We start from the raw sequence: 20,002 nt of genomic DNA, 5'->3' as shown, positions 1-20,002 counted from the left end.
CGTGACCGCACATCCGGCTCCGGCACGCCGAAAGGCTCCGGGGAGTAGCGTAGCCGTGATCACACAGCTGCCCCTGGAGGTTGACCATGCGCTCGACGGCCCACTCGTTTCGCACACCCGGAGGAATTACGCTCGGGGTCGAGCACTTCGGCGACGAGACGGCGCCCCTCGTGCTGCTCGCGGGCAGTGTGACCATGCTGGCCTGGCCCGACGCGCTGTGCGAGGCGCTCGCCCGCGGCGGGCGCCACGTCGTGCGCTACGACCTGCGCGACGCCGGCACGTCGACGACCGTCGACCCCGACGCCCCGAGGTACACGCTGCGCGACCTCGCCGCCGACGCCGCCGCGCTCGCCCGCGGCCTCGACGACCGCCCGGCGCACCTGGCGGGCATCGGCGTCAGCGGGATGGTGGCCCAGCTCGCCGTGCTCGACCACCCGGACGCGTTCTCGGCGCTCACCCTCGTCGGGACGCGGTCCGTCGCACCGGGCCCGGTCGACCCCGACCTGCCCGACCACGACGCGGCGAAGATGAAGAAGCGGTTCTCGCTCCCGAAGCCGGACTGGTCCGACCGCGCCTCCGTGGTGAAGTTCGCCGGCATCGCCGCGGAGGTCTTCGACGACGACCCCGCCGAGGCGCGCGCGACCGCCGAGCGCATCTACGACCGCACGCCGGGCGCCAACGACTCGGTCCGGATCGCCAACCACGTGGGCATGGTGTTCGCCAGGCTGGACTGCGGGCGGCGCTGGCGCGAGCGCCTGCCCGAGATCGCGGTGCCGACGCTGGTGGTGCACGGCCGCCGCGACCCGTTCTTCCCGGTCGGCAACGGCGAGGCGCTCGCCCGCGAGATCCCCGGCGCGCGGCTGCTCGTGCTGGAGAAGGCCTCGACCGCGATCCCCGTCGCCGCCTCCGACGAGGTCGCCGAGGCGATGCTCGCGCTCTGACCGTCGACCGGGTCGGCCACCGCGTGGTGCCGGCCGCGACCGGGCCGCGACCGGGCCGTGACCGCCGTGACCGCCGTGACCGCACCGGCGGTCACGGCGCGGTACCCCCGATGTCGAATCCGCCGGAATGGTGTGGGCGGGGTTCGACCCGCGACCACCCGCGCGCCGCGCGGAATGCGACATACCTCCTGTACCGCCGGATTTCGACCACCTCGTAATGGCGCCGTTCCTCCCGGACGGAAGACGCCTTCGGTGGCATCTCTCCCATTGCCGAGCCGGCCCCGATCTGAGCAATGCGGAAGATCGCCGGCAGGCCCGGGGCTGCGAAGGTTGTCGGGGGAGAATCTCGAAGCCCGAATGGAAGGTGAGCGGCTGATGGCTGCTACTGCGATCCAGGATGTGCGAGATGTGCTGGCCGCCTACCCCGAACTCGCGGAGGCCGCGGTCCTGACGCATGTTCAGGAACCCGTGGGCCAGGTCGGAGTGGCCTACGTCGTGCCCAGCAGCCCCGGTCTCGACCTGGCCGCGTTGCACAAGTACCTCAGGGAGAGGTTGCCGGGCAGCGCGGTGCCGGCCGCCGTCGTGGTCGTCGACGCCATTCCGGTGGACTCCGCGGGAACGCCGGAGGCGCAGGCGCTCCCCGCACCCGACCTGCGCGGCCTGCTGCCCTACCGGGCGCCCGAGACCCCCCGCCAGGAAGTCCTGTGCGCGGTCTTCGCCGAAGTGCTGGGCCGGACCCGGTGCGGCATCGACGACAACTTCTTCATCATGGGCGGCGAGTCGATCGACGCCATGGTGATAGCGGGCCGGGTCGGCCCGGAGTTCGGCCTGGAGATCTCGATGAACGAACTCTTCGACGCGCCCACCGTCGCGGAACTCGACCAGCTGCTGGACCGGCTGAGCAGCGGGGGCTGATGGTGGTCGGGGTCGCCAAGAGGATGCGGGGCCTGCAGCAGTCCGTCCTCGGGGCCATGACCGTGCGCTGCCGGCAACTCGGCGCGGTCAACCTCGCGCAGGGGCTCAGCCAGGTCCCGCCGCCCGCTTCGCCGTTGGCCGCGGGCGCGCGGGACTTCGAGCACCTCGGTCATTCGTACAGCCAGCCCGAGGGCCTCGCCGTCTTCCGCGAAGCCGCCGCCGACAAGCTGAAGAGGTGCAGCGGGCTCAGCGTCGATCCCGCGACCCAGGTCGTGGCCACGGTCGGCGCGACGGGCGCCCTCATGGCGACGCTCAGCGCCCTGCTCGACGCGGGGGACGGCGTCATCCTGTTCGAGCCCTTCTACAGCTACTACCTGTCCTCGCTCCAGGTGCTGGACCTGCACCCGGAGCCGGTCCGGCTGGTCGGGCCGGATTTCCGGATCACCGAGGAGTCGCTGCGGGCGGCCGTCACCGACCGGACGCGCGCGATGATCCTCTGCACGCCGAACAACCCGACCGGGCGTCGGCTCACCGCGGCGGAACTCGCCGTCGTCGCGGCCGTCGCGGACGAGCACGACCTGCTCGTCATCAGCGATGAGGTGTACGAGGACATCTACTTCGACGCGGCCCCGCACCTCGCCGCGGCGACGGTCGGGAACCTCGGCGAGCGCACGGTGACGTTGTCGTCGCTGGGGAAGTCGTTCAGCGTTCCCGGGTGGCGGCTGGGTTACGCCTCCGGCCCGGAACGGCTGGTCGGCGCGATCAGGATCGCGGCCGACTCGCTCGTCGTCTGCGCGCCGACCCCGTTGCAGGAGATCGGCGCGCGGGCACTGGGCCTGGGTGACGACTACTACCGCGACCTCCGCGCGATGTACGACCGGAAGCGCCGGTTCCTGGCGGAGGGTTTCGCCGCGGCCGGGCTGTCGCCCAACGAACCGGAAGGCTCGTACTACCTGTTCGTCGACTGCTCGCGGATGGGCGTGGCGACCGGGGCGGAAGCGGCCGAGGTGCTGCTGGAGGACAACCTCGTCGGAACGGTGCCGGGGGAGGCGTTCTACCTGGGCGCGCCGGAGCGCCCGTACGTCCGCGCCTGCTTCTCCCTTCCGGACGAGGTACTGGCCGAAGCTGTCGACAGGTTGGCGAGCGGGAGTCTGACCCATGGTTGAGAACGTGAGTGAGTCGGCCGGTGGCCGCGCGGTCCTCGTGACCGGGGCGGCCCGGGGCATCGGGTGGGCCATCGCGAGGCGGTTCGCGGCGGCCGGTGACCGGGTGGCGATCCTCGACAGGGGCGCGGGTGGCGTCGCCGGGGAACTGGTGGCCGGGCTCGACGGCGCCGGGCACGTCGTCGTCGAGGCCGACCTGATGGACAGCGAGGCCCTGCCGGCGGCGGTGGACTCGGCCGTCGAACAGCTGGGCGGCCTGGACGTCCTGGTGAACAACGCCGGTGTCTTCGTCGCGCACCCGATCACGGAGGTCGACTACGCGGCCTGGCAGGAGCACTGGCGGACGACGCTGGGAGTCAACCTGATCGGCGCGGCCAACGTGACCTGGTGCGCGGTCAGGCACATGACGGAGCAGGGGCGCGGCGGGCGGATCGTCAACGTCTCGTCGCGCGGCGCGTTCCGCGGCGAGCCGGACGTGCCCGCCTACGGGGCCAGCAAGGCGGGCCTGAACTCCCTGACCCAGTCGCTGGCGCTCGCGCTCGCGCCGCACCGGATCGCGGTCTCCGCCGTGGCGCCCGGGTTCGTGGCCACGGAGATGACCACGGACTGGCTCCTGCCACCGGGCGGTGACGAGATCAGGGCGCAGAGCCCGTTCGGCCGGGTCGCCGAGCCGGGCGAGATCGCCGAGGGCGTGTTCTACCTGGCCTCCGCCCAGGCCGAGTGGGCCAGTGGCGCCATCCTCGACCTGAACGGCGCCTCCTACCTGCGGAGCTGAGACCGGGCGCGCCGGCGTCGGGACGTCAGACGCCGGCGGTCCGCTGCTCCATGAGCGCGACGATCTCCGCCACGGTGTCGAGTTCGAGCAGCTCGTCGTCGGTGATCTCGATGCCGTGGCGCTGGCTGAGCACCATGGACAGCTCGACGACGGCGAGCGAGTCCAGGCCCGCGTCCTCGCGGCTCGCGTCCGGGCGCACCCCGTCGACGTCCAGCAGCAGGACCTCGGTCATGACTGATTTCAACAGCTCGTACATTGCGTCCTCCGGTGTCCGTCGGCTGGATGCCCTATGCGTCGCGGATGTCGAGTTCGGGCCAGGTCAACGTGGTGGCGCCCCAGGTGAGGCCACCGCCGAAGGCGGCGAGCAGCACCCGGTGGCCGGGCTTGAGGGTCCCGTCCGACGCCGCCTGGGCGAGCAGGACCGGTATCGAGGCGGCGGCGGTGTTGCCGACCTCGGCGATGTTCTGCGCCATCACGTCCCGGCGCAGGCCGAGCCGGGTGGCGAGCGCGGCGCTGACGCGCGCGTTCGCCTGGTGGGTGACCACGCGGTCGACGTCGTCCAGCCGCCAGCCCGCCCCGGCGAGCGCCTCGGTCGCCGCGGCGCTCATCCGCTCGACCGAGTGCCGGAACACCTCGCGTCCCCGCATCCGGAAGTACTGCGACCCGTCGTCCGGCGCCTCCGCCCCGAGGGGGACCCGTGAGCCGCCGGCCTCCACCGTGATCAGCCCGGTGCGGTCGCCGTCGCTGCCCAGCACCAGCGGGCCGATGGCCCCCGGCTCGTCGGCCCGGCCGCGCCGCAGCACCACGGCGCCCGCCCCGTCGCCGAAGATCGGCAGGGTCGTCCGGTCGTCCGGGTCGAGCAGGGTGGAGAACGCCTCGGCGGCGATCAGCAGGACGCGCTCGGCCAGCCCCGCCGCGATGAAGCCCGCCGCCGTCGCCAGGCCGTAGACGAACCCCGTGCACACGGCCGAGACGTCGAAGGCGGCGACACCGCCGAGGCCGAGGCGCGCGGCCACGTCGGGCGCGGTCGCCGGGCAGCGGTGGTCCGGTGTGGTGGTCGCCAGCACGACGGCGTCGACCGGACCGCCGCCCGCCGACCGGAGCGCGGCCCGGCCCGCCTCGACCGCGAGGTCGGACGTCGCCGCGCCCGGCTCCACCCAGCGGCGGCGGGAGATCCCGGTCCGGCCCACGATCCAGTCCTCCGACACGTCGAGCCGCTCGCACAGCTGCGCGTTGGTGACCACCCGCTCCGGCAGCCAGTGCCCGAGGCCGCAGACGACCGCGCGATCCGCGGACCCGGTGGCGCCACCCGTCACGACCGGTCCCCGCTCCCGGCGCCCCGCAGGGCCAGCGCGACGTCCACGATGAGGTCCTCCTGGCCCGCGACCGCCTGGCGACGGCCGAGCTCGAAGAAGACGTCGCGCGGGTCGACGCCCTCGCGGGCGGAGATGTCGAGCACCCGGGTCTTGAACCCGGAGAACACCCCGGCGAGACCGCTGACGATGGAGATGGAGTCCACGGTCGGCGGCGCGGGCATCAGCTCCCGCTCGGCGATGTCCGCCGCGTCCAGGAGCCGGTACAGGTCGATGCCGGTGCGGTAGCCCACGCGTTCGAGCACCGGCACCAGGACCTCCAGCTGGGTGTTGCCCGCCCCGGCGCCGAAACCCCGGGCGCACGCGTCCAGGATGGACGCTCCCGCGTCGGCCGCCGCGATGGAGTTCGCCACGGCCATGCCGAGGTTGTTGTGCCCGTGGAACATCACCGGCACGTCGACCGCGGCGCACATGGCCGTGATGCGCTCGGTGACGTCGGAGGGCAGGTAGTGGCCCGCGGAGTCCATGATGCCCACCCCGGTGGCGCCGTAGTCGACCAGGCGCGCGCAGTGCTCGGCGAGCCGCTCGGCACTGGTCATGTGGCTCATCATGAGCACGGCGTGCGCCTCGACGCCCTGCTCGCGCAGGAAGCCCAGGTGCCGTTCGGCCAGGCTGGACTCGGTGCAGTGGGTGCCGATGCGCACCAGGTCGACGTCGTGCGCGATGGCCCTCTCGATGTCCTTGGTCGTGCCCCAGCCGGGCAGCATGAAGACACCGAGCTTGCTGTTCGTCAACGCTTCCCTGGTGATCGACAGCATCTCGTCGTCGCTGAGCCTGGCCTGGCCGACCTGGAGCGAGGAGGCGCCCAGCCCGTTGCCGTGGCCGACCTCGACCACCGGGACACCCGCGGCGTCCGCGGCGAGCGCGTAGGCGCGCAGCTGCTCCGCGCCGAGGCTGTGCCGGACGGCGTGGTGGCCGTCCCGCAGGCTCGGGTCGTGGATCAGGATCGTCTTGCCCGCGACGTCCGGGCTCGTTGCCTCGCTCATGAGTTCACCACGCCCGCAATCGGGAGCCGGTCCGCCGCGTAGCTCTCCGCGACCAGGAGCGCGGCGGAATTGATGATGTCGAGGTTCCCGGCGTAGCGCGGGATGCGGTCCCCGGACGACGTGACCTCGACGGCGACGAAACCCCTGCCGTCGTTCGCGCTGCACGCCTTCACCTCGAAGCCCTTGGCGAAGGAGCGGACCTCGGCCGCGGCGCCCGCCACCACCGAGCGCAACGAGTCGGTGGTGAGGTCCTCGCCCAGCAGGGACATGGCGACCCGGAACGTCGCGGGAGGCCGCGCGGGGCTGATGTTGAGGATCGCCTTGACGTCCGGGACCCCGGTGAACAGGCGGACCGCTTCCTGCGTGGTCTCCACGTACTCGTCGAGGTTCAGGCGGGTCCCGCGGCCGATGCTCAGGGTGGCGGCGGTCGTGACCACCTCGACGTAGTCGACCCGGTGGGCCTGCGCGATCGCGCGCAGGACCGGCACTGCCGCCTGCCCGCCGCAGCTCACCATGCTGAGGTCGCGGTGCGCGGAGATGTCCTCCCGGTTGACGGTCGGGAAGATCATCCGACCGTTCCGGCTGGGCGTCAGGTCGATGACCACCGTGCCCAGGGGCGAGAGCTTCTCCACGTGCTCGACGTGGGCGGCCGCGCTGGTGGCGTCGAACACCACGTCGAACGGCCGCTCGACGTCCACGAGGGACTGCACGCCCCCCGTCGCGACCGGCACACCGAGCTGGGCCGCCTGGCGCAGCCCCGAGGTGGCCTGGTCCCGTCCCGCGACGAGCCCCAGGTCGAGGCGGTCCGAACGGATGATCTTGGCCATGAGGTCGATGCCGATGAGGCCCGCGCCGAGCACCGCCACGGACAGTCGGCCGGGAGCTGTCCGGTTGTCGTTGTAGGTCATTCGTCACCCCTGACGTGAGGAACATCGTTCCGGGCCGCCACCGCTCCCCGCGTGCGGGGCGCAGCCCTTGCGCAACGGCGTGGACGGTCAGTCGCGGGCGCGCTTGTACGCCAGCGTGACGCCGTCGAAGACGGGAAGCATGCTCAGCTCGACCCGCTCGTCGTCGCGCAGCGCGGAGTTCAGCGCGCGCATCGAGTCCGTCTCCGGGTCGCTGATGTCCGGTCGCGCCACGTTGCCGGTCAGGAGGACGTTGTCGATGGCCATCAGCCCGCCCGGCCTGAGCAGTTCGAGGCACCGCTCGAAGTAGAGGGGATAGCCTTCCTTGTCGGCGTCGATGAAGGCGAAGTCCACGGTGCCGGCCGCGCCGTCGGCCAGCAGCGCGTCGAGGGTCTGCACCGCGGGGCGCAGTTCGAGCTGGATGCGGTCGGCAACGCCGGCCCGCTCCCAGAACGGGCGCCCGATCTCGGCCCACTCCGCGTTGAAGTCGCAGGCGATGACGCGGCCGCCCGGCGGGAGCGCGCGCGCCATGGCCAGCGTGCTGTACCCGGTGAACACCCCGACCTCGACCACGGTGGTGGCGGCGGTCAACCCGACGAGGAAGCCGAGCAGCTGCCCCTGCTCCGGTGAGACCGCCATCCTGTGCTCGAACACCTGCGCGGAGGTGGCCTCCCGCAGCCCGCGCGCGATCTCGTCCTCGCGCAGCGACACGTCCTGCACGTACTGCTGGATCTCATCGTCCAGCACCAGATGAACGAGCACCGGTTCCTCCTCGTGATGCCGACGCGGTCACAACCATGATTACCGGCGAGAGCGCCGGCCAACGTCTTCCGGGTTGCGAGGCTGCACGGTGCGAACAGCCGCGGCCGTGACGCGGCGGGCGACAAACCAAGGCGAGCAACCGTGGAGATGACCGGGGTCGCGACGTGAGGATACTTGCTGAAGAGCGTGAGGACGGATCGCGTGAAGAATGCTGCGCATGTTCTTTAACGATAAGAGCACGAACGTGCCGAGCTAAACGGAGAATGACATGACAGCCTTTTCCATTCCCGCCCGGTTTGCTGAGCAGGTCGCGCGGACACCGGAAGCGACCGCCGTGTCGGACGCCGCGCGCGGCACCTCGTTGACCTACCGGGAGCTGGAGCACCGGGCCAACCGGCTCGCGCACCGGCTGATCGGGCTCGGGGTCGGCCCCGAGGACCCGGTCGCCGTCCTCGTGGAGCGGTCCGCCGGGCTGGTGGTGACGCTCCTCGCGATCCTCAAGGCGGGCGGGGCCTACCTGCCGGTCCACGAAGCCGACCCGGCCGAGCGGCGGCAGTGGATCGTGGACCGCGCGCGGCCCTCGGTGCTGCTCGTGGACGACGCGATGCGCGCGGCCGGCGTGCCCACCGGCGTGCCGGTCGTCGCCGTGGACGACCCGGGCATCGCCGGGGAGCCGACCGACGACCCGGGGGTGCCGGTCCACCCCGACCAACTGGCCTACGTGATCCACACGTCGGGGTCCACCGGCCAGCCCAAGGGCGTCGCGGTGACCCAGCGGGACGTGGTGCGGCTCCTGTCCGACCCGCAGTGGGCGGTCGAGCGGCACGCGCGGGTCCTGCTGGTGGCGCCCTACGCCTTCGACGTGTCCACCTACGAGATCTGGATGCCGCTGCTGCACGGTGGCCAGGTGGTCGTCGCACCCCCCGGCCGGCTGGAGCCCCCGCTCCTGCGCGAGCTGATCACGACGCACCGGATCACCGGGCTCCACCTGACCGCCGGGTTGTTCCGCGTGCTCGCCGAGGAGGCGCCCGCGACGCTGGCGGGGGTCGACGAGGTCCTCACCGGCGGTGACGTGATCGCGCCCACGGCGGTCCGCCGGGTGCTCGACGCCTGCCCCGACCTGGTGATCCGCGCGCTGTACGGCGCCACGGAGGGCACCGTGTTCTCGGCGCACCACGTGCTCACCCGCGACGCGCGGCCGGGCAAGGTCGTGCCGATCGGCGACGCGCTGACCGGCATCGCGCTCCACGTCCTGGACGAGGGCCTCGCGCCCGCGCCCGTCGACGCCGTCGGCGAGATCTACCTCGCGGGCGAGGGCGTCGCGCGCGGGTACCTCGGTCAGGCCGGCCTGACCGCCGAGCGGTTCGTGGCCGACCCGTTCGGGCTGCCGGGGTCCCGCATGTACCGGACCGGGGACATGGCCCGCCGCACCGCCGACGGCACGATCGAGTTCGTCGGCCGCGAGGACAGCCAGGTGAAGATCCTCGGCTTCCTCGTCGACCTGGCCGAGGTGGAGGCGGCGCTGGCCGACCACCCCGGGCTGGCCCAGGTCGTCGTCCTGGCGCGCGAGCGCGAGGACGGCAACAAGCAGCTGGTCGGCTACGTCGTGCCCGAGTCGGGCGACCTCGACCTCGCCGCGGTGCGCGCGTACGCCAAGACGAAGCTGCCGGGCTACATGGCGCCCGAGGTGTTCGTCCGGCTGGACTCGCTGCCGCTGACCGCGAACGGCAAGCTGGACCGCGACGCGATGCCGGAACCGGACTTCAAGCAGGTCCTCGCCTCCCGCGCGCCGGAAACACCGCTCCAGCACGAGCTGTGCGCGATCTTCAGCTCCCTGCTGGAAGTGCCCGAGGTGGGGATCGACGACAGCTTCTTCGACCTCGGCGGCCAGTCGTTGCAGGCCATGCGGCTGTGCAGCCGCATCGGCGCCGCGGTCGGCGTCGGGGTTTCGGTGAACACGCTGTTCGACACCCCGACCGTGGCCGAACTGGCGACGTACATCGAAGCCAAGCGCGCCGCGTACCAGCCCCAGACCGCCTCCTGACGCCAGGGCCGGCACGTCCGCCGGCGAGTACCCGACCCCGCCCGACAGAGTATGGAGCTCCACTGTGGACCAGTACCCGCTGAGTTCTCGGCAGAAAGACCCGTTCGGCGTGTCGCGCTCACCCCGGCACATCGTCGCCCTCGCCCTGCGCATCAAGGGTGAACTGAGCGTCGACGCGCTCAGGGGCGCGCTCGACGAGGTGGTGGAGCGGCAGGAGGCCCTGCGCACCCGGGTCCACTACGACGAGGCGGACGGCACCCGCGGATTCCTGGAAGTGCTGCCGGCGATGCCGGTCCCGCTCGCCGTGCACGACGTCCCGGAGACCCCCGGCCGGTCCCGCGACGACATCGCCCTCGACCTGCTCGACGCGTTGAACCAGGAGTCGATGTCCTACCTGGACGCCCCGTCGTTGCGCGCCACCCTGCACCGGTTCGACGACCACGACGCCGTGCTCACCCTCCTCAGCCACCACCTCTTCAACGACGGCTGGTCGGTCGGCGTGCTCCGCCGCGAGATCGCGGCCTGCTACCGGGCCAGGGTGACCGGGGTGCCGCACGCGCTGCCGACCCCGCGCCCGTTCCACGAGTTCGCCGCCTGGGAGGAGGAGTTCCTGCGGAGCGAGAGGGCGGAGTCGGCCCGCCGCTACTGGAAGGACAAGCTGGCGGGCGCCGAGATGTGCACGCTGCCGACCGATCGGCCCTACGACCCCGCGACCCACGGGCCGAGCAGCGCGGTGCGGAACCTCACCATCGACCCCGGCACCCTGGCGAAGATCACCGAGAGCGCGGCACGGCACCGGTGCAGCGTCTGGCACGTCTTCCTGGCGGCGTACATGGTGCTCACGGAGAAGATCTCCGGCCAGTCCGACCTCACCCTCCTGACCGTGAACAGCGGCCGGCCGAGCAGGGACTTCTACAACACCATCGGGTTCTTCTCCAACCTCGTGCCCGTCCGCCTGGAGTTCGACGACTGCACGACCTTCCTCGACCTCATGCTCCGCGCCCGCAAGGCGAGCACGGACGCCCAGCAGAACCAGCTCCCCCTCGAGTCGATCCTCGAGATGTACCCCCACCTGCTCAACGGGTCCGGCGACCCGATGGCCCTCCCGTCCGGGTTCAACTACATCGGTTCACCGGCGGAGCACGAGGACACCGGGTTCACCACCAGCGTCGAGCCGGTGACCGCGCCGGCGGAGCAGCCCGCCTCGTTCCGCCGCGGCGTGTTCATCTGGACCTTCCTCGCCGTTCCGGGCGGCGACTTCCGGTGCGTCGTCGAGTACGAGCCCGAGGCGGTCGACGCCGCCACGGTCGATCGCTGGGGCGCGGAGTTCCTCGACCTGGTCCTGGCGATGACCGACGAGCCCGATCAGGTGTGGAACCGCCGTTAGGCGCAGGAAAAGCCCGCCGGCGGAACAGCGCAACGCGGAAGATGCGGTGCGCCCGCCGGTGCCACAAGCCTGGTCATATGTCCGAATTCTTAGGAAAGACCGTTCTCATCACCGGTGGTGGGAGCGGCATCGGCCGTGCCACCGCCACGCGATTGGTCGAGGCGGGGGCGAACGTGGTGATCGCAGGGCGCCGCGCCGAGCGCCTCGACGCCGCGGCGAAGGAGTTGGACCCCACTGGTGACCGGGTTCTCGCCGTTGCCGCGGACGTGGCCCGCACCGGCGAACTCGACGAGCTGATCGGCCACGTCAAAAACCGCTTCGGCCGGCTGGACGGCGTTTTCGTCAATGCCGGCGTGGCCTTCGGCGGCCCGGCCGCCCTGGTCACCGAGACCGATTTCGACCACATCGTCGACATCAACTTCAAGGGCGCCTTCTTCACGATCCAGAAGGCGGTGGCGCTGTTCGACGCCGGCGGCGCCGTCGTGATCAACGGCACCTTCCTCGTGCACCGCGGCATGGGGCCCGCCTCGCTGTACGCCGCGACGAAGGCCGCCGTGACCAACCTGACCCGCTCGCTCGCCTCCGACATGGCAGGCAGGGGAATCCGGGTCAACGCGGTCAGTCCGGGTTACATCCAGACGGCCATGCTCGACAGCATGGCCCCGTCCGAGGAGGTGCGCGAGGCGTTCCGCGCCCAGGTCCCGCTCGGCCGGCTCGGCCGGGTCGAGGACGTCGCCGACGCGGTGACGTTCCTGCTGTCGCCCCGGGCGGCGTTCATCACCGGCCAGGACCTCGGTGTGGACGGCGGGCTGGCGACCTCGGTCCCGCTCGGCGCGCCGAACCCGCGGTGACGGCGGCCGGGACGCGACCCCGGCCACCGGGGTGGCCGGGGTCGCGTCCCGACGTCAGGCTGCCGCGGAGGCGGCGCCGGACAGGCGGACGGGCAGCGCGAGGTGCCCGTTCATGATGAAGGTCGGAATCGGTTCGAGTTCCGAGGGGTCGACGGCGAGGGTCAGGTCGGGGAACCGCTCGAACAGGGCGGACAGGCCGGTCTTGCCCACCATCCTGGCGATGCCCGCGCCGAGGCAGTAGTGCGGGCCGTGGCCGAACGACAGGTGCTCCTTGTCCCGGCGGGTGATGTCGAAGGTGCCGGCGGAGTCGCCGTGCACCGCGGAGTCCCGCCCGATCGCGGCGTAGTTGATCAGGATCGGGTCGCCCTTGGGGATCGTCACCCCGTCCAGCGGGATGTCCTCGACCGCGTAGCGCAGCGGCAGGCTGGCCAGCGGCGACTCCACCCGCAGCACCTCCTCGATGACCTCGTCCCAGGAGACCTGGCCCGACTTGACCAGTTCGAGCTGCTCGGGGTGGGTGAGCAGCGCGGTGACCGCGTTGTCGAAGAAGTTGATCGTGGTCTCCGAGCCGGCGCCGAGGATCGCGAAGGTGGTGTCCACCAACTCCTGCTCGCTCAGCGCGGAACCGTCGTCGTCCCGCGCGGCGATCAGGTCGCTCGCGATGTCCTCACCGGGCTGGGCGCGCTTGAGGGCGATGAGGTCCTCGATGGCGCCGCGCCAGCCGAGCAGGATCTCCTGCCCCTGCTCGGGGGTGACGTCCGTCCGCGCCATCATGTCCATGACCTTCGCGGCGGCCACCCGGGCCTCCTCCGGCATGCCGATCAGCTCGGCCACCAGCATGCCGGGCAGCGGGTACGCGAACGCGGCCTTCAGGTCGACCACCTCACCGGCCGCCGCGGCGCCCTCCAGGCGGTCGAGCAACGTGTCGGTGATCCGCTTCGCCAGCGGTTGCACGTCCTCGGGCCGGCGTGAGCTGAACGCCTTGCCGATCAGCCGGCGCAAGCGCTTGTGGTCCTTGCCGTAGGTGGTGGACACGTTGTCCATCGCGACCCAGCTGATCATCTCCCAGTCGGACGGGATCTTCCCCTCGATGAAGGCCGGCCAGTGGTGGCGGGCGCTCTTGGTGACGTTCGGGTCGCCGAGCACCTTCTTGCTGACCGCGTAGCTGTTGATCGACCAGACCAGCACGCCGCCGGGGATCTCCACCTGGACCGCGGGGCCCCGCGCGCGCAGTTCGTCCGCTTGGGCGTGCATGTATCGGCCGGTGTTGTCCAACGCGACCGGACGGTTTGTCTCCACAGCTGTCTCCCAAAGCTCGCAGTGGCTCTACGGTCATTGCTCGACGCGGTCGAACCGTCGACGGCACCCATGCCGAAAGATGGGTGTCGTGCGCGACGGTATCACCGGGGAGCTTTCCCGGTCTTATTCTTCCGTGCTCTCCGGAAATGAATTCCAGGGAACCGGGAATAGTGGGCCGAGAAGGGGTCCCGGAATTTCGGGCACGACGACGGGAACCCCGCCCTCGTGCTTGGGCGGGGTTCCCGTCGTGCGGGGCTCGTGGAAGCGGGCGGAGAGGAAAGCGGACGAGGAGTTGTCGAGCCGTCCCGGACCGCGTCACTTGTCGTAGTCGTCGTGGTAGTGCAGCCAGGACCACTTGAAGTCGAGGTCGGCTTCCTGCCGTCCGAGGAACGTCAGGTCGAGGTAGTTGTAGGTGTTGTTGACCAGGTCGGTGCCGCGGAACGCGGTCGCGTAGGTGCAGTAGATCTCGTCGCCGTCGCGCAGGAAGACGGTGATCCCCGGGATGGCCGCGACGCCCGGCATGAGCGGGATGCGGAAGTCGTCGTAGAAGTCGGTGCCGAACGAGGAGGTCACCGGGACCGACCAGCCCAGCCGCTCCTTGTGCGGGAGGAACTCGCCCAGGGGCAGCGGGGAGTCCACCACCAGCGACGTGTCGCGGGCGTGCAGGTGCTCGAGGTGGTGGGGCATGTTGTCGACCCAGAACGAGCACCCCAGGCACAACATGCCGCCGGAGTCGGCGGGCAGCATGAAGTGGTAGATGATCAGCTGACGCCGGCCCTCGAACAGGTCGAGCAGGCTCCGCTTGCCGTCCGGCGTGTCGAATTCGTACTTGTTGTCCACGGGGAACATCGGAAGCGCCTGCCGCTGGGCGTGCAGCACGTCCCGAGCCCGGCTGTGCTCCTTCTCCTTGGCGAGGAAGGGAAGACGCTCCGCCAGCCATTCTTCTCGCGATACGACTCTGGGCAAGGTCATCCGACAGCTCCTAGTTCGGGCTCGTCCTCGGGCTTGACGACCACCCTTCCGGCCGACCGGCCGCGGCGCATCTCCGCACTTGCCGTCCTGGCGGGATCGCCGAAAAACGTCCGGGACCGCCTCGCCCAGGCCATTCCGGCTCACCACGCGCAGTAGCGCCGAGGGGCGACCTCCGGCATTCCTCCGTCAACGGGGAAGCGAGGCTTCGCGAACGTACCGAGTATTTTCCGCCCCGCGACGGCCGGCGCCGTATCCCACCGTGCCGTCTTCGGAAGTGGTGGATGGGCAATTGTGGAGATGTCCCGGGTGGGGCCGCCGGGCAGACTGATCAGCGAGCCGCCCACCGTGGCGCGGGCGATCGCGAATGACGTGTCGCCGGCCGGATCACCGTTCCAATGGGAATGAGGTTGCCGTGTCTAATCCGTTCGAGGACGCTGACGCCCTGTACCTGGTCCTCGTCAATGACGAGGGACAGCACAGCCTGTGGCCCGCCGGCATCGCCGTCCCGGCCGGCTGGACCACGGCGCACGGCGCGGACTCCCGCTCGAACTGCCTCGAGTACGTCGAAGCGCGGTGGACGGACATGCGGCCCAACAGCCTTGTCCGGGCCGAACGGGCGTGACGGGCATGGACCTCCGGCGGGAGCTGGTCGTCTCGGGGTGGAACGACACGGCGCGGGATGTTCCGGTGGTGGTGTTGTCGGAGTTGTTCGCGGGGCGGGCGGCGTTGTCGCCGGGTGCGGTCGCGGTGGAGTCCGGCGGTGTGTCGTGGTCGTACGCGGAGTTGGATGCGCGGTCGAGCCGGTTGGCGCGGTACCTGGTGGGGTTGGGTGTCGGGCCGGAGCGGTTGGTGGCGGTGGCGTTGCCGCGGTCGTTGGAGATGGTGGCGGCGGTGTTGGCGGTGGCGAAGGCGGGTGCGGCGTACCTGCCGATCGATCCGGGGTATCCGGCGGACCGGATCGGGTTCATGCTCACCGACGCCGCCCCGAGCCTGCTGATCACCGACCGGGCCACCTCGACGCGACTGCCGGACGCCGCGGGCGTCGCCGTGCTCGACCTCGACGACACCGCGGTGGCCGCCGCGGTGGCGGAGCTGCCCGGTGACCCCGTCACCGACCGGGACCGGATCGCGCCGCTGCTGCCCGCGCACCCGGCCTACGTGATCTACACGTCCGGTTCCACCGGGCGCCCCAAGGGCGTCGTGGTCGGCCACGAGGGCCTGGCGAGCCTGTCCGCGTACCTGATCCGGACCTTCGGGATCGGACCGGAGTCGCGGGTGGCCCAGGTCGCCTCGCTGAGCTTCGACGCGGCCGTCATGGAACTGCTGATGTCGTTGCCCGCCGGCGCGACGCTGGTCCTCCCCGAGTCGAGGCAGCTCGCCGGGGAGGTCCTGGCCGAGGCGCTGCACGACCTCCGGGCCAGCCACGCCCTGGTGGGGCCGGCCTCCCTCGCCGGTGCGGCCCCGGAGCAGCTGCCCGGCCTGGAGTGCCTGATGGTCGGCGGCGAGGCCTGCCCGGGCGAGGTCGTGGCCGAGTGGTCGGGGGGCAGGCGGATGTTCAACGCCTACGGCCCGACCGAGGCGACGGTGTGCGTGACGATGAGCGGGCCGCTGTCCGGAGTGGACGCCCCGCCGATCGGGAAGCCGATCTGGAACGCCCGGGTGTACGTGCTGGACGAGCGCCTGGAAGCGGTGCCGCCGGGCGTGCCGGGCGAGTTGTACCTGGCCGGCCCGGGCCTGGCGCGGGGGTACCTGAACCAGGCCGGGTTGACCGCGCAGCGGTTCGTGGCCTGCCCCTTCGGGTCCGGGGAGCGCATGTACCGGACCGGTGACCTGGCGCAGTGGCGGGAGGACGGCGAGCTGGAGTACCTGGGCCGGGTGGACCAGCAGGTCCAGGTCCGGGGGTTCCGCATCGAGCCGGGCGAGATCGAGGCCGTGCTCGCCGCGCAGCCCGGGGTGGCCCAGGCCGTCGTCGTGGCCCGCGAGGACCGGCCGGGCGACCAGCGCCTGGCGGGCTACGTCGTGCCCACGCCGGGGAGCAGGGTGGACCCGGCCGTGATCCGGGCCGCCGCGGCCGAGGTGCTGCCCGTCTACATGGTGCCCGCCGCGGTGGTGGTCCTGGACGCGCTGCCGTTGTCGGTCAACGGGAAGCTGGACCGGAAGGCCCTGCCCGCGCCGACGTTCGCCGCGGGGACCGGGCGGGGGCCGTCCACCCCGGCCGAGGAGATCCTGTGCGAGCTGTTCGCCGAGGTGCTGGGCGTGGACCGGGTCGGCGTGGACGACGGGTTCTTCGACCTGGGCGGCCACTCGCTGCTGGTGGCCCGGCTGATCAGCCGGGTGCGGTCGGTGCTCGGGGTGGAGCTGGAGATCCGGACGGTCTTCGACCACCCGACGGTCGAGTCGCTGGCGAAGTCGCTGGACGCGGCCGGGCAGGCGTGGCCGGCCCTGGAGCGGGCCGACCGGCCCGACCGCCTGCCGTTGTCGTTCGCCCAGCAGCGGTTGTGGTTCCTGGACCGGCTGGAAGGGCCGAGCACCACCTACAACGTGCCGTTCGCGTGGCGGCTGCGCGGGTCGGTGGACGCGGTCGCGCTGAGCGCGGCGCTGCGTGACGTGGTCGGCCGGCACGAGGCGCTGCGGACGGTGTTCCCGGTGGTGGACGGGCAGCCGCACCAGCGGGTGGTCCCGGCCGCGCAGGCGGAGCCGGGGTTCACGGTGGTGCGGGCCGCCGAAACCGACCTGGCCGAGCTGACCGCGCGGGCGGCGGGGTACGTGTTCGACCTGGCCGGCGAGCTGCCGGTGCGGGCGTGGCTGTTCGAGCTGGATGCCGACGAGTGCGTGCTGGTGCTGCTCATGCACCACATCGCCAGTGACGGCTGGTCCCTCGGGGTGCTGCTGCGGGACCTGGGGGAGGCGTACGGGGCGCGGCTGGCCGGGCGCTCCCCCGAGTGGGCGGACCTGCCGGTGCAGTACGCGGACTACACGCTCTGGCAGCGCGGGCTGCTGGGCGGCGACCAGGACCACGACAGCGTGCTGGCCCGGCAGGTGGCGTACTGGGAGACGGCGCTGGCCGACCTGCCCGAGCAGCTGGACCTGCCGTTCGACCGGCCCCGCCCGGCGTACCCCACCTACCGCGGCGGGCACCTCGACGTCGACGTGGACGCCGAGCTGCACCGCGGGCTGGTGGAGCTGGCGCGCGAGCACCAGGTGACGCTGTTCATGGTGCTCCAGGCCGGGCTCGCGGTCCTGCTGTCCCGGTCCGGGGCCGGCACCGACATCCCGATCGGCGTGCCGGTGGCCGGCCGTGGCGGTGACGAAGGGCTGCACCACCTGATCGGGTTCTTCGTCAACACGTTGGTGCTGCGGACGGACCTGTCGGGCGACCCGAGCTTCGCGGAGCTGCTCTCCCGGGTCCGCGACCGGGACCTGGCGGCCTACGCGCACCAGGACGTGCCGTTCGAACGGCTGGTGGAAGTGCTGAACCCGATCCGCTCGGCCGCCCACCACCCGCTGTTCCAGGTGATGCTGGCCTCCGACGAGGACACCAGCAGGGAGTGGGACGTCCCGGGCCTCCGGGCGGAGGACCTGCCGCTGGCCGGGGACTCGGCCAAGTTCGACCTGTCGCTGACGTTCCGGTCGCGGCACGAGCCGGACGGCGCCCCGGGCGGGATCAGCGTCGCGCTGGAGTACGCGGCGGACCTGTTCGACCACGACACCGTGGAATCGCTGGTCGGGCGGTTGATCGCGCTGCTGGGCCAGTTCACCGCCGACCCGGGGCTGCGCGTCGGCGACGCGGAACTCCTGACGGCGGCCGAGCGGGAGCTGGTCGTCTCGGGGTGGAACGACACGGCGCGGGATGTTCCGGTGGTCGTGTTGTCGGAGTTGTTCGCGGGGCGGGCGGCGTTGTCGCCGGGTGCGGTCGCGGTGGAGTCCGGCGGTGTGTCGTGGTCGTACGCGGAGTTGGATGCGCGGTCGAGCCGGTTGGCGCGGTACCTGGTGGGGTTGGGTGTCGGGCCGGAGCGGTTGGTGGCGGTGGCGTTGCCGCGGTCGTTGGAGATGGTGGCGGCGGTGTTGGCGGTGGCGAAGGCGGGTGCGGCGTACCTGCCGATCGATCCGGGGTATCCGGCGGACCGGATCGGGTACATGCTCACCGACGCAGCCCCGGTCGCGGTGCTCACGAACCGGCAGGCCGGCGAAGGGCTCCCCGACCGGGAACGGGTGGTCGTCCTGGACGACCCGGAGGTCGCCGCCGCGGTGGCGGAGCTGCCCGGTGACCCCGTCACCGACCGGGACCGGATCGCGCCGCCGCTGCCCGCGCACCCGGCCTACGTGATCTACACGTCCGGTTCCACCGGGCGCCCCAAGGGCGTCGTGGTCAGCCACCAGGGACTGTCCAACCTGGCCGCGTTCATGGTCGACACCCTGGCCGTCACCCCGGAGTCCCGGGTGGCCCAGCTCCTCTCCCTCAGCTTCGACATGTCGCTGCTGGAGCTGCTGTCGTCCTTGTCGTCCGGGGCGGCGCTGGTCCTCCCCGAGCCGGGGCAGCTGTCCGGGGAGGCGCTGGCGGACACGTTGCGCGAGCTCCGGATCAGCCACGCCGTCGTGGCCCCGGCCGCCCTGGCCGGGGCGGCGCCCGACAGCCTGCCCGGGCTGGAGTGCCTGGTCGTCGGCGGTGAGGCCCTCCCGGGCGAGATCGTCGCCGAGTGGTCGGGGGGCAGGCGGATGTTCAACGCCTACGGCCCGACCGAGACGACGGTGTGCACGACGATCAGCGGGCCGCTGTCGGGAGGCGGCGCCCCACCGATCGGCGGACCGAACTGGAACGTGCGGACGTACGTGCTGGACGGCCGGCTGGCACCGGTGCCACCGGGCGTGGCCGGAGAGCTCTACCTGGCCGGCCCGGGCCTCGCCCGCGGCTACCTGAACCAGGCCGGGTTGACCGCGCAGCGGTTCGTGGCCTGCCCCTTCGCGTCCGGGGAACGCATGTACCGGACCGGTGACCTGGTGCGCTGGCGGGAAGACGGCGAACTGGAGTACCTGGGCCGGGTGGACCAGCAGGTCAAGATCCGCGGGTTCCGCATCGAGCCGGGCGAGATCGAGGCCGTGCTCGCCGCGCAGCCGGGAGTGGAGCACGCCGTCGTCGTGGTCCGGGAGGACCGGCCGGGCGACCGGCGCCTGGTGGGCTACGTGCAACCGGAGACGGGGCACGCGCCGGACCCGGCGGAGTTGCGGACCGCGGCCGCGCGGGTCCTGCCCGGGCACATGGTGCCCAACGCGGTGGTGGTCCTGGACGCGCTGCCGTTGTCGCTCAACGGGAAGCTGGACCGGAAGGCCCTGCCCGCGCCGACGTTCACCGCCACGGCCGGGCGCGAGCCGGTCACGGCCCTCGAAGAGCGCCTGTGCCGGCTGTTCGCCGAGGTCCTCGGCGTGGAGCGGGTCGGGGTCGAGGACAGCTTCTTCGACCTGGGCGGGCACTCGCTGCTCTCGGCCGTGCTCGTCGCCCGGCTGGAGGAGCAGTTCGGCATCACGATCAGCCTGCGGGACTTCCTGGGCGATCCGTCCGTCAGCGGTGTCGCCGGCCGGGGCGCGCTGCCCGCGGCCGGGCAGCCCTGACCCAACCACGCCCGAAGGAGGG

16 protein-coding genes are annotated in these 20,002 nt (G+C 72.0%); 9 read left to right on the top strand and 7 right to left on the bottom strand.

Translation table 11 applies throughout. The features are described from left to right. The first annotated feature begins 86 nt into the window (after positions 1-86). The 4 genes from J2S66_RS20950 (at position 87) to J2S66_RS20935 (ending at position 3,794) form a co-directional block, all read left to right on the top strand. Positions 87-941: an alpha/beta fold hydrolase gene (locus tag J2S66_RS20950; protein ID WP_310308914.1), complete on the top strand. Its 855-nt coding sequence runs from the start codon at positions 87-89 to the stop codon at positions 939-941. A 375-nt stretch (positions 942-1,316) separates the two neighbouring features. Next, positions 1,317-1,856: a phosphopantetheine-binding protein gene (locus J2S66_RS20945; RefSeq protein ID WP_310308913.1), complete on the top strand. Its 540-nt coding sequence runs from the start codon at positions 1,317-1,319 to the stop codon at positions 1,854-1,856. Continuing rightward, entirely contained in the window at positions 1,856-3,022 is a 1,167-nt protein-coding gene (locus J2S66_RS20940) for a pyridoxal phosphate-dependent aminotransferase (protein ID WP_310308912.1), read from the top strand. The genes J2S66_RS20945 and J2S66_RS20940 overlap by 1 nt, the downstream gene beginning before the upstream one ends. Then, positions 3,015-3,794 carry an SDR family NAD(P)-dependent oxidoreductase gene (locus tag J2S66_RS20935; protein ID WP_374726104.1) on the top strand — a complete coding sequence of 260 codons (780 nt, stop codon included), beginning with the start codon at positions 3,015-3,017 and terminating at the stop codon, positions 3,792-3,794. The genes J2S66_RS20940 and J2S66_RS20935 overlap by 8 nt, the downstream gene beginning before the upstream one ends. 25 nt (positions 3,795-3,819) lie before the next feature. On the opposite strand, the gene J2S66_RS20930 is transcribed toward J2S66_RS20935, so the two are convergent. The 5 genes from J2S66_RS20930 to J2S66_RS20910 all read right to left on the bottom strand — a co-directional run bounded on the left by J2S66_RS20930 (position 3,820) and on the right by J2S66_RS20910 (position 7,820). Next, positions 3,820-4,050 carry an acyl carrier protein gene (locus J2S66_RS20930; protein ID WP_310308909.1) on the bottom strand — a complete coding sequence of 77 codons (231 nt, stop codon included), beginning with the start codon at positions 4,048-4,050 and terminating at the stop codon, positions 3,820-3,822. Positions 4,051-4,081: 31 nt separating this feature from the next. Beyond that, complete coding sequence (locus J2S66_RS20925; protein ID WP_310308908.1) at positions 4,082-5,110, bottom strand: beta-ketoacyl-ACP synthase III; 1,029 nt, start codon at positions 5,108-5,110, stop codon at positions 4,082-4,084. Continuing rightward, positions 5,107-6,153, bottom strand: coding sequence for a 4-hydroxy-2-oxovalerate aldolase (gene dmpG, locus J2S66_RS20920; protein WP_310308907.1), 1,047 nt, complete (start codon positions 6,151-6,153; stop codon positions 5,107-5,109). The genes J2S66_RS20925 and dmpG overlap by 4 nt, the downstream gene beginning before the upstream one ends. Continuing rightward, the gene (locus J2S66_RS20915; RefSeq protein WP_310308906.1) at positions 6,150-7,061 is read right to left on the bottom strand and encodes an acetylating acetaldehyde dehydrogenase; all 912 of its coding nucleotides are present in this window, start codon (positions 7,059-7,061) and stop codon (positions 6,150-6,152) included. Before J2S66_RS20915 ends, dmpG begins: the two co-directional genes overlap by 4 nt. Before the next feature lie 87 nt (positions 7,062-7,148). After that, positions 7,149-7,820, bottom strand: a complete 672-nt coding sequence (locus J2S66_RS20910; RefSeq protein ID WP_310308905.1) for a class I SAM-dependent methyltransferase — start codon at positions 7,818-7,820, stop codon at positions 7,149-7,151. A gap of 268 nt (positions 7,821-8,088) precedes the next feature. Between J2S66_RS20910 and J2S66_RS20905 the strand changes: the two genes are divergently transcribed. The 3 genes from J2S66_RS20905 to J2S66_RS20895 all read left to right on the top strand — a co-directional run bounded on the left by J2S66_RS20905 (position 8,089) and on the right by J2S66_RS20895 (position 12,102). Then, positions 8,089-9,864 (top strand): non-ribosomal peptide synthetase, encoded by a 1,776-nt coding sequence (locus J2S66_RS20905; protein WP_310308904.1) that lies wholly within the window; start codon positions 8,089-8,091, stop codon positions 9,862-9,864. Positions 9,865-9,973: 109 nt separating this feature from the next. Next, positions 9,974-11,251 carry a condensation domain-containing protein gene (locus J2S66_RS20900; protein ID WP_310308902.1) on the top strand — a complete coding sequence of 426 codons (1,278 nt, stop codon included), beginning with the start codon at positions 9,974-9,976 and terminating at the stop codon, positions 11,249-11,251. Positions 11,252-11,292: 41 nt separating this feature from the next. Next, positions 11,293-12,102, top strand: coding sequence for an SDR family NAD(P)-dependent oxidoreductase (locus J2S66_RS20895; RefSeq protein ID WP_310314947.1), 810 nt, complete (start codon positions 11,293-11,295; stop codon positions 12,100-12,102). Positions 12,103-12,156: 54 nt separating this feature from the next. Here J2S66_RS20895 and J2S66_RS20890 read toward each other — a convergent pair whose 3' ends face one another. Both J2S66_RS20890 and J2S66_RS20885 read right to left on the bottom strand, forming a co-directional pair. Then, positions 12,157-13,401 (bottom strand): cytochrome P450 family protein, encoded by a 1,245-nt coding sequence (locus J2S66_RS20890; protein WP_310308900.1) that lies wholly within the window; start codon positions 13,399-13,401, stop codon positions 12,157-12,159. A 315-nt stretch (positions 13,402-13,716) separates the two neighbouring features. Then, complete coding sequence (locus J2S66_RS20885) at positions 13,717-14,373, bottom strand: DUF899 domain-containing protein (protein WP_310308899.1); 657 nt, start codon at positions 14,371-14,373, stop codon at positions 13,717-13,719. Between the two features lie 412 nt (positions 14,374-14,785). Between J2S66_RS20885 and J2S66_RS20880 the strand changes: the two genes are divergently transcribed. Together J2S66_RS20880 and J2S66_RS20875 are read left to right on the top strand one after the other, a co-directional pair. Then, positions 14,786-14,995, top strand: a complete 210-nt coding sequence (locus J2S66_RS20880) for an MbtH family protein (protein WP_310308898.1) — start codon at positions 14,786-14,788, stop codon at positions 14,993-14,995. Positions 14,996-15,000: 5 nt separating this feature from the next. Further along, positions 15,001-19,980: a non-ribosomal peptide synthetase gene (locus J2S66_RS20875; RefSeq protein ID WP_310308897.1), complete on the top strand. Its 4,980-nt coding sequence runs from the start codon at positions 15,001-15,003 to the stop codon at positions 19,978-19,980. Positions 19,981-20,002: the final 22 nt, after the last annotated feature.

It is taken from the genome of Saccharothrix longispora, assembly GCF_031455225.1.
Classification (GTDB): Bacteria; Actinomycetota; Actinomycetes; order Mycobacteriales; family Pseudonocardiaceae; genus Actinosynnema; species Actinosynnema longispora.
Note: the sequence above shows the minus strand (reverse complement) of the source record. Positions and strands in the feature narration are given on the sequence as shown.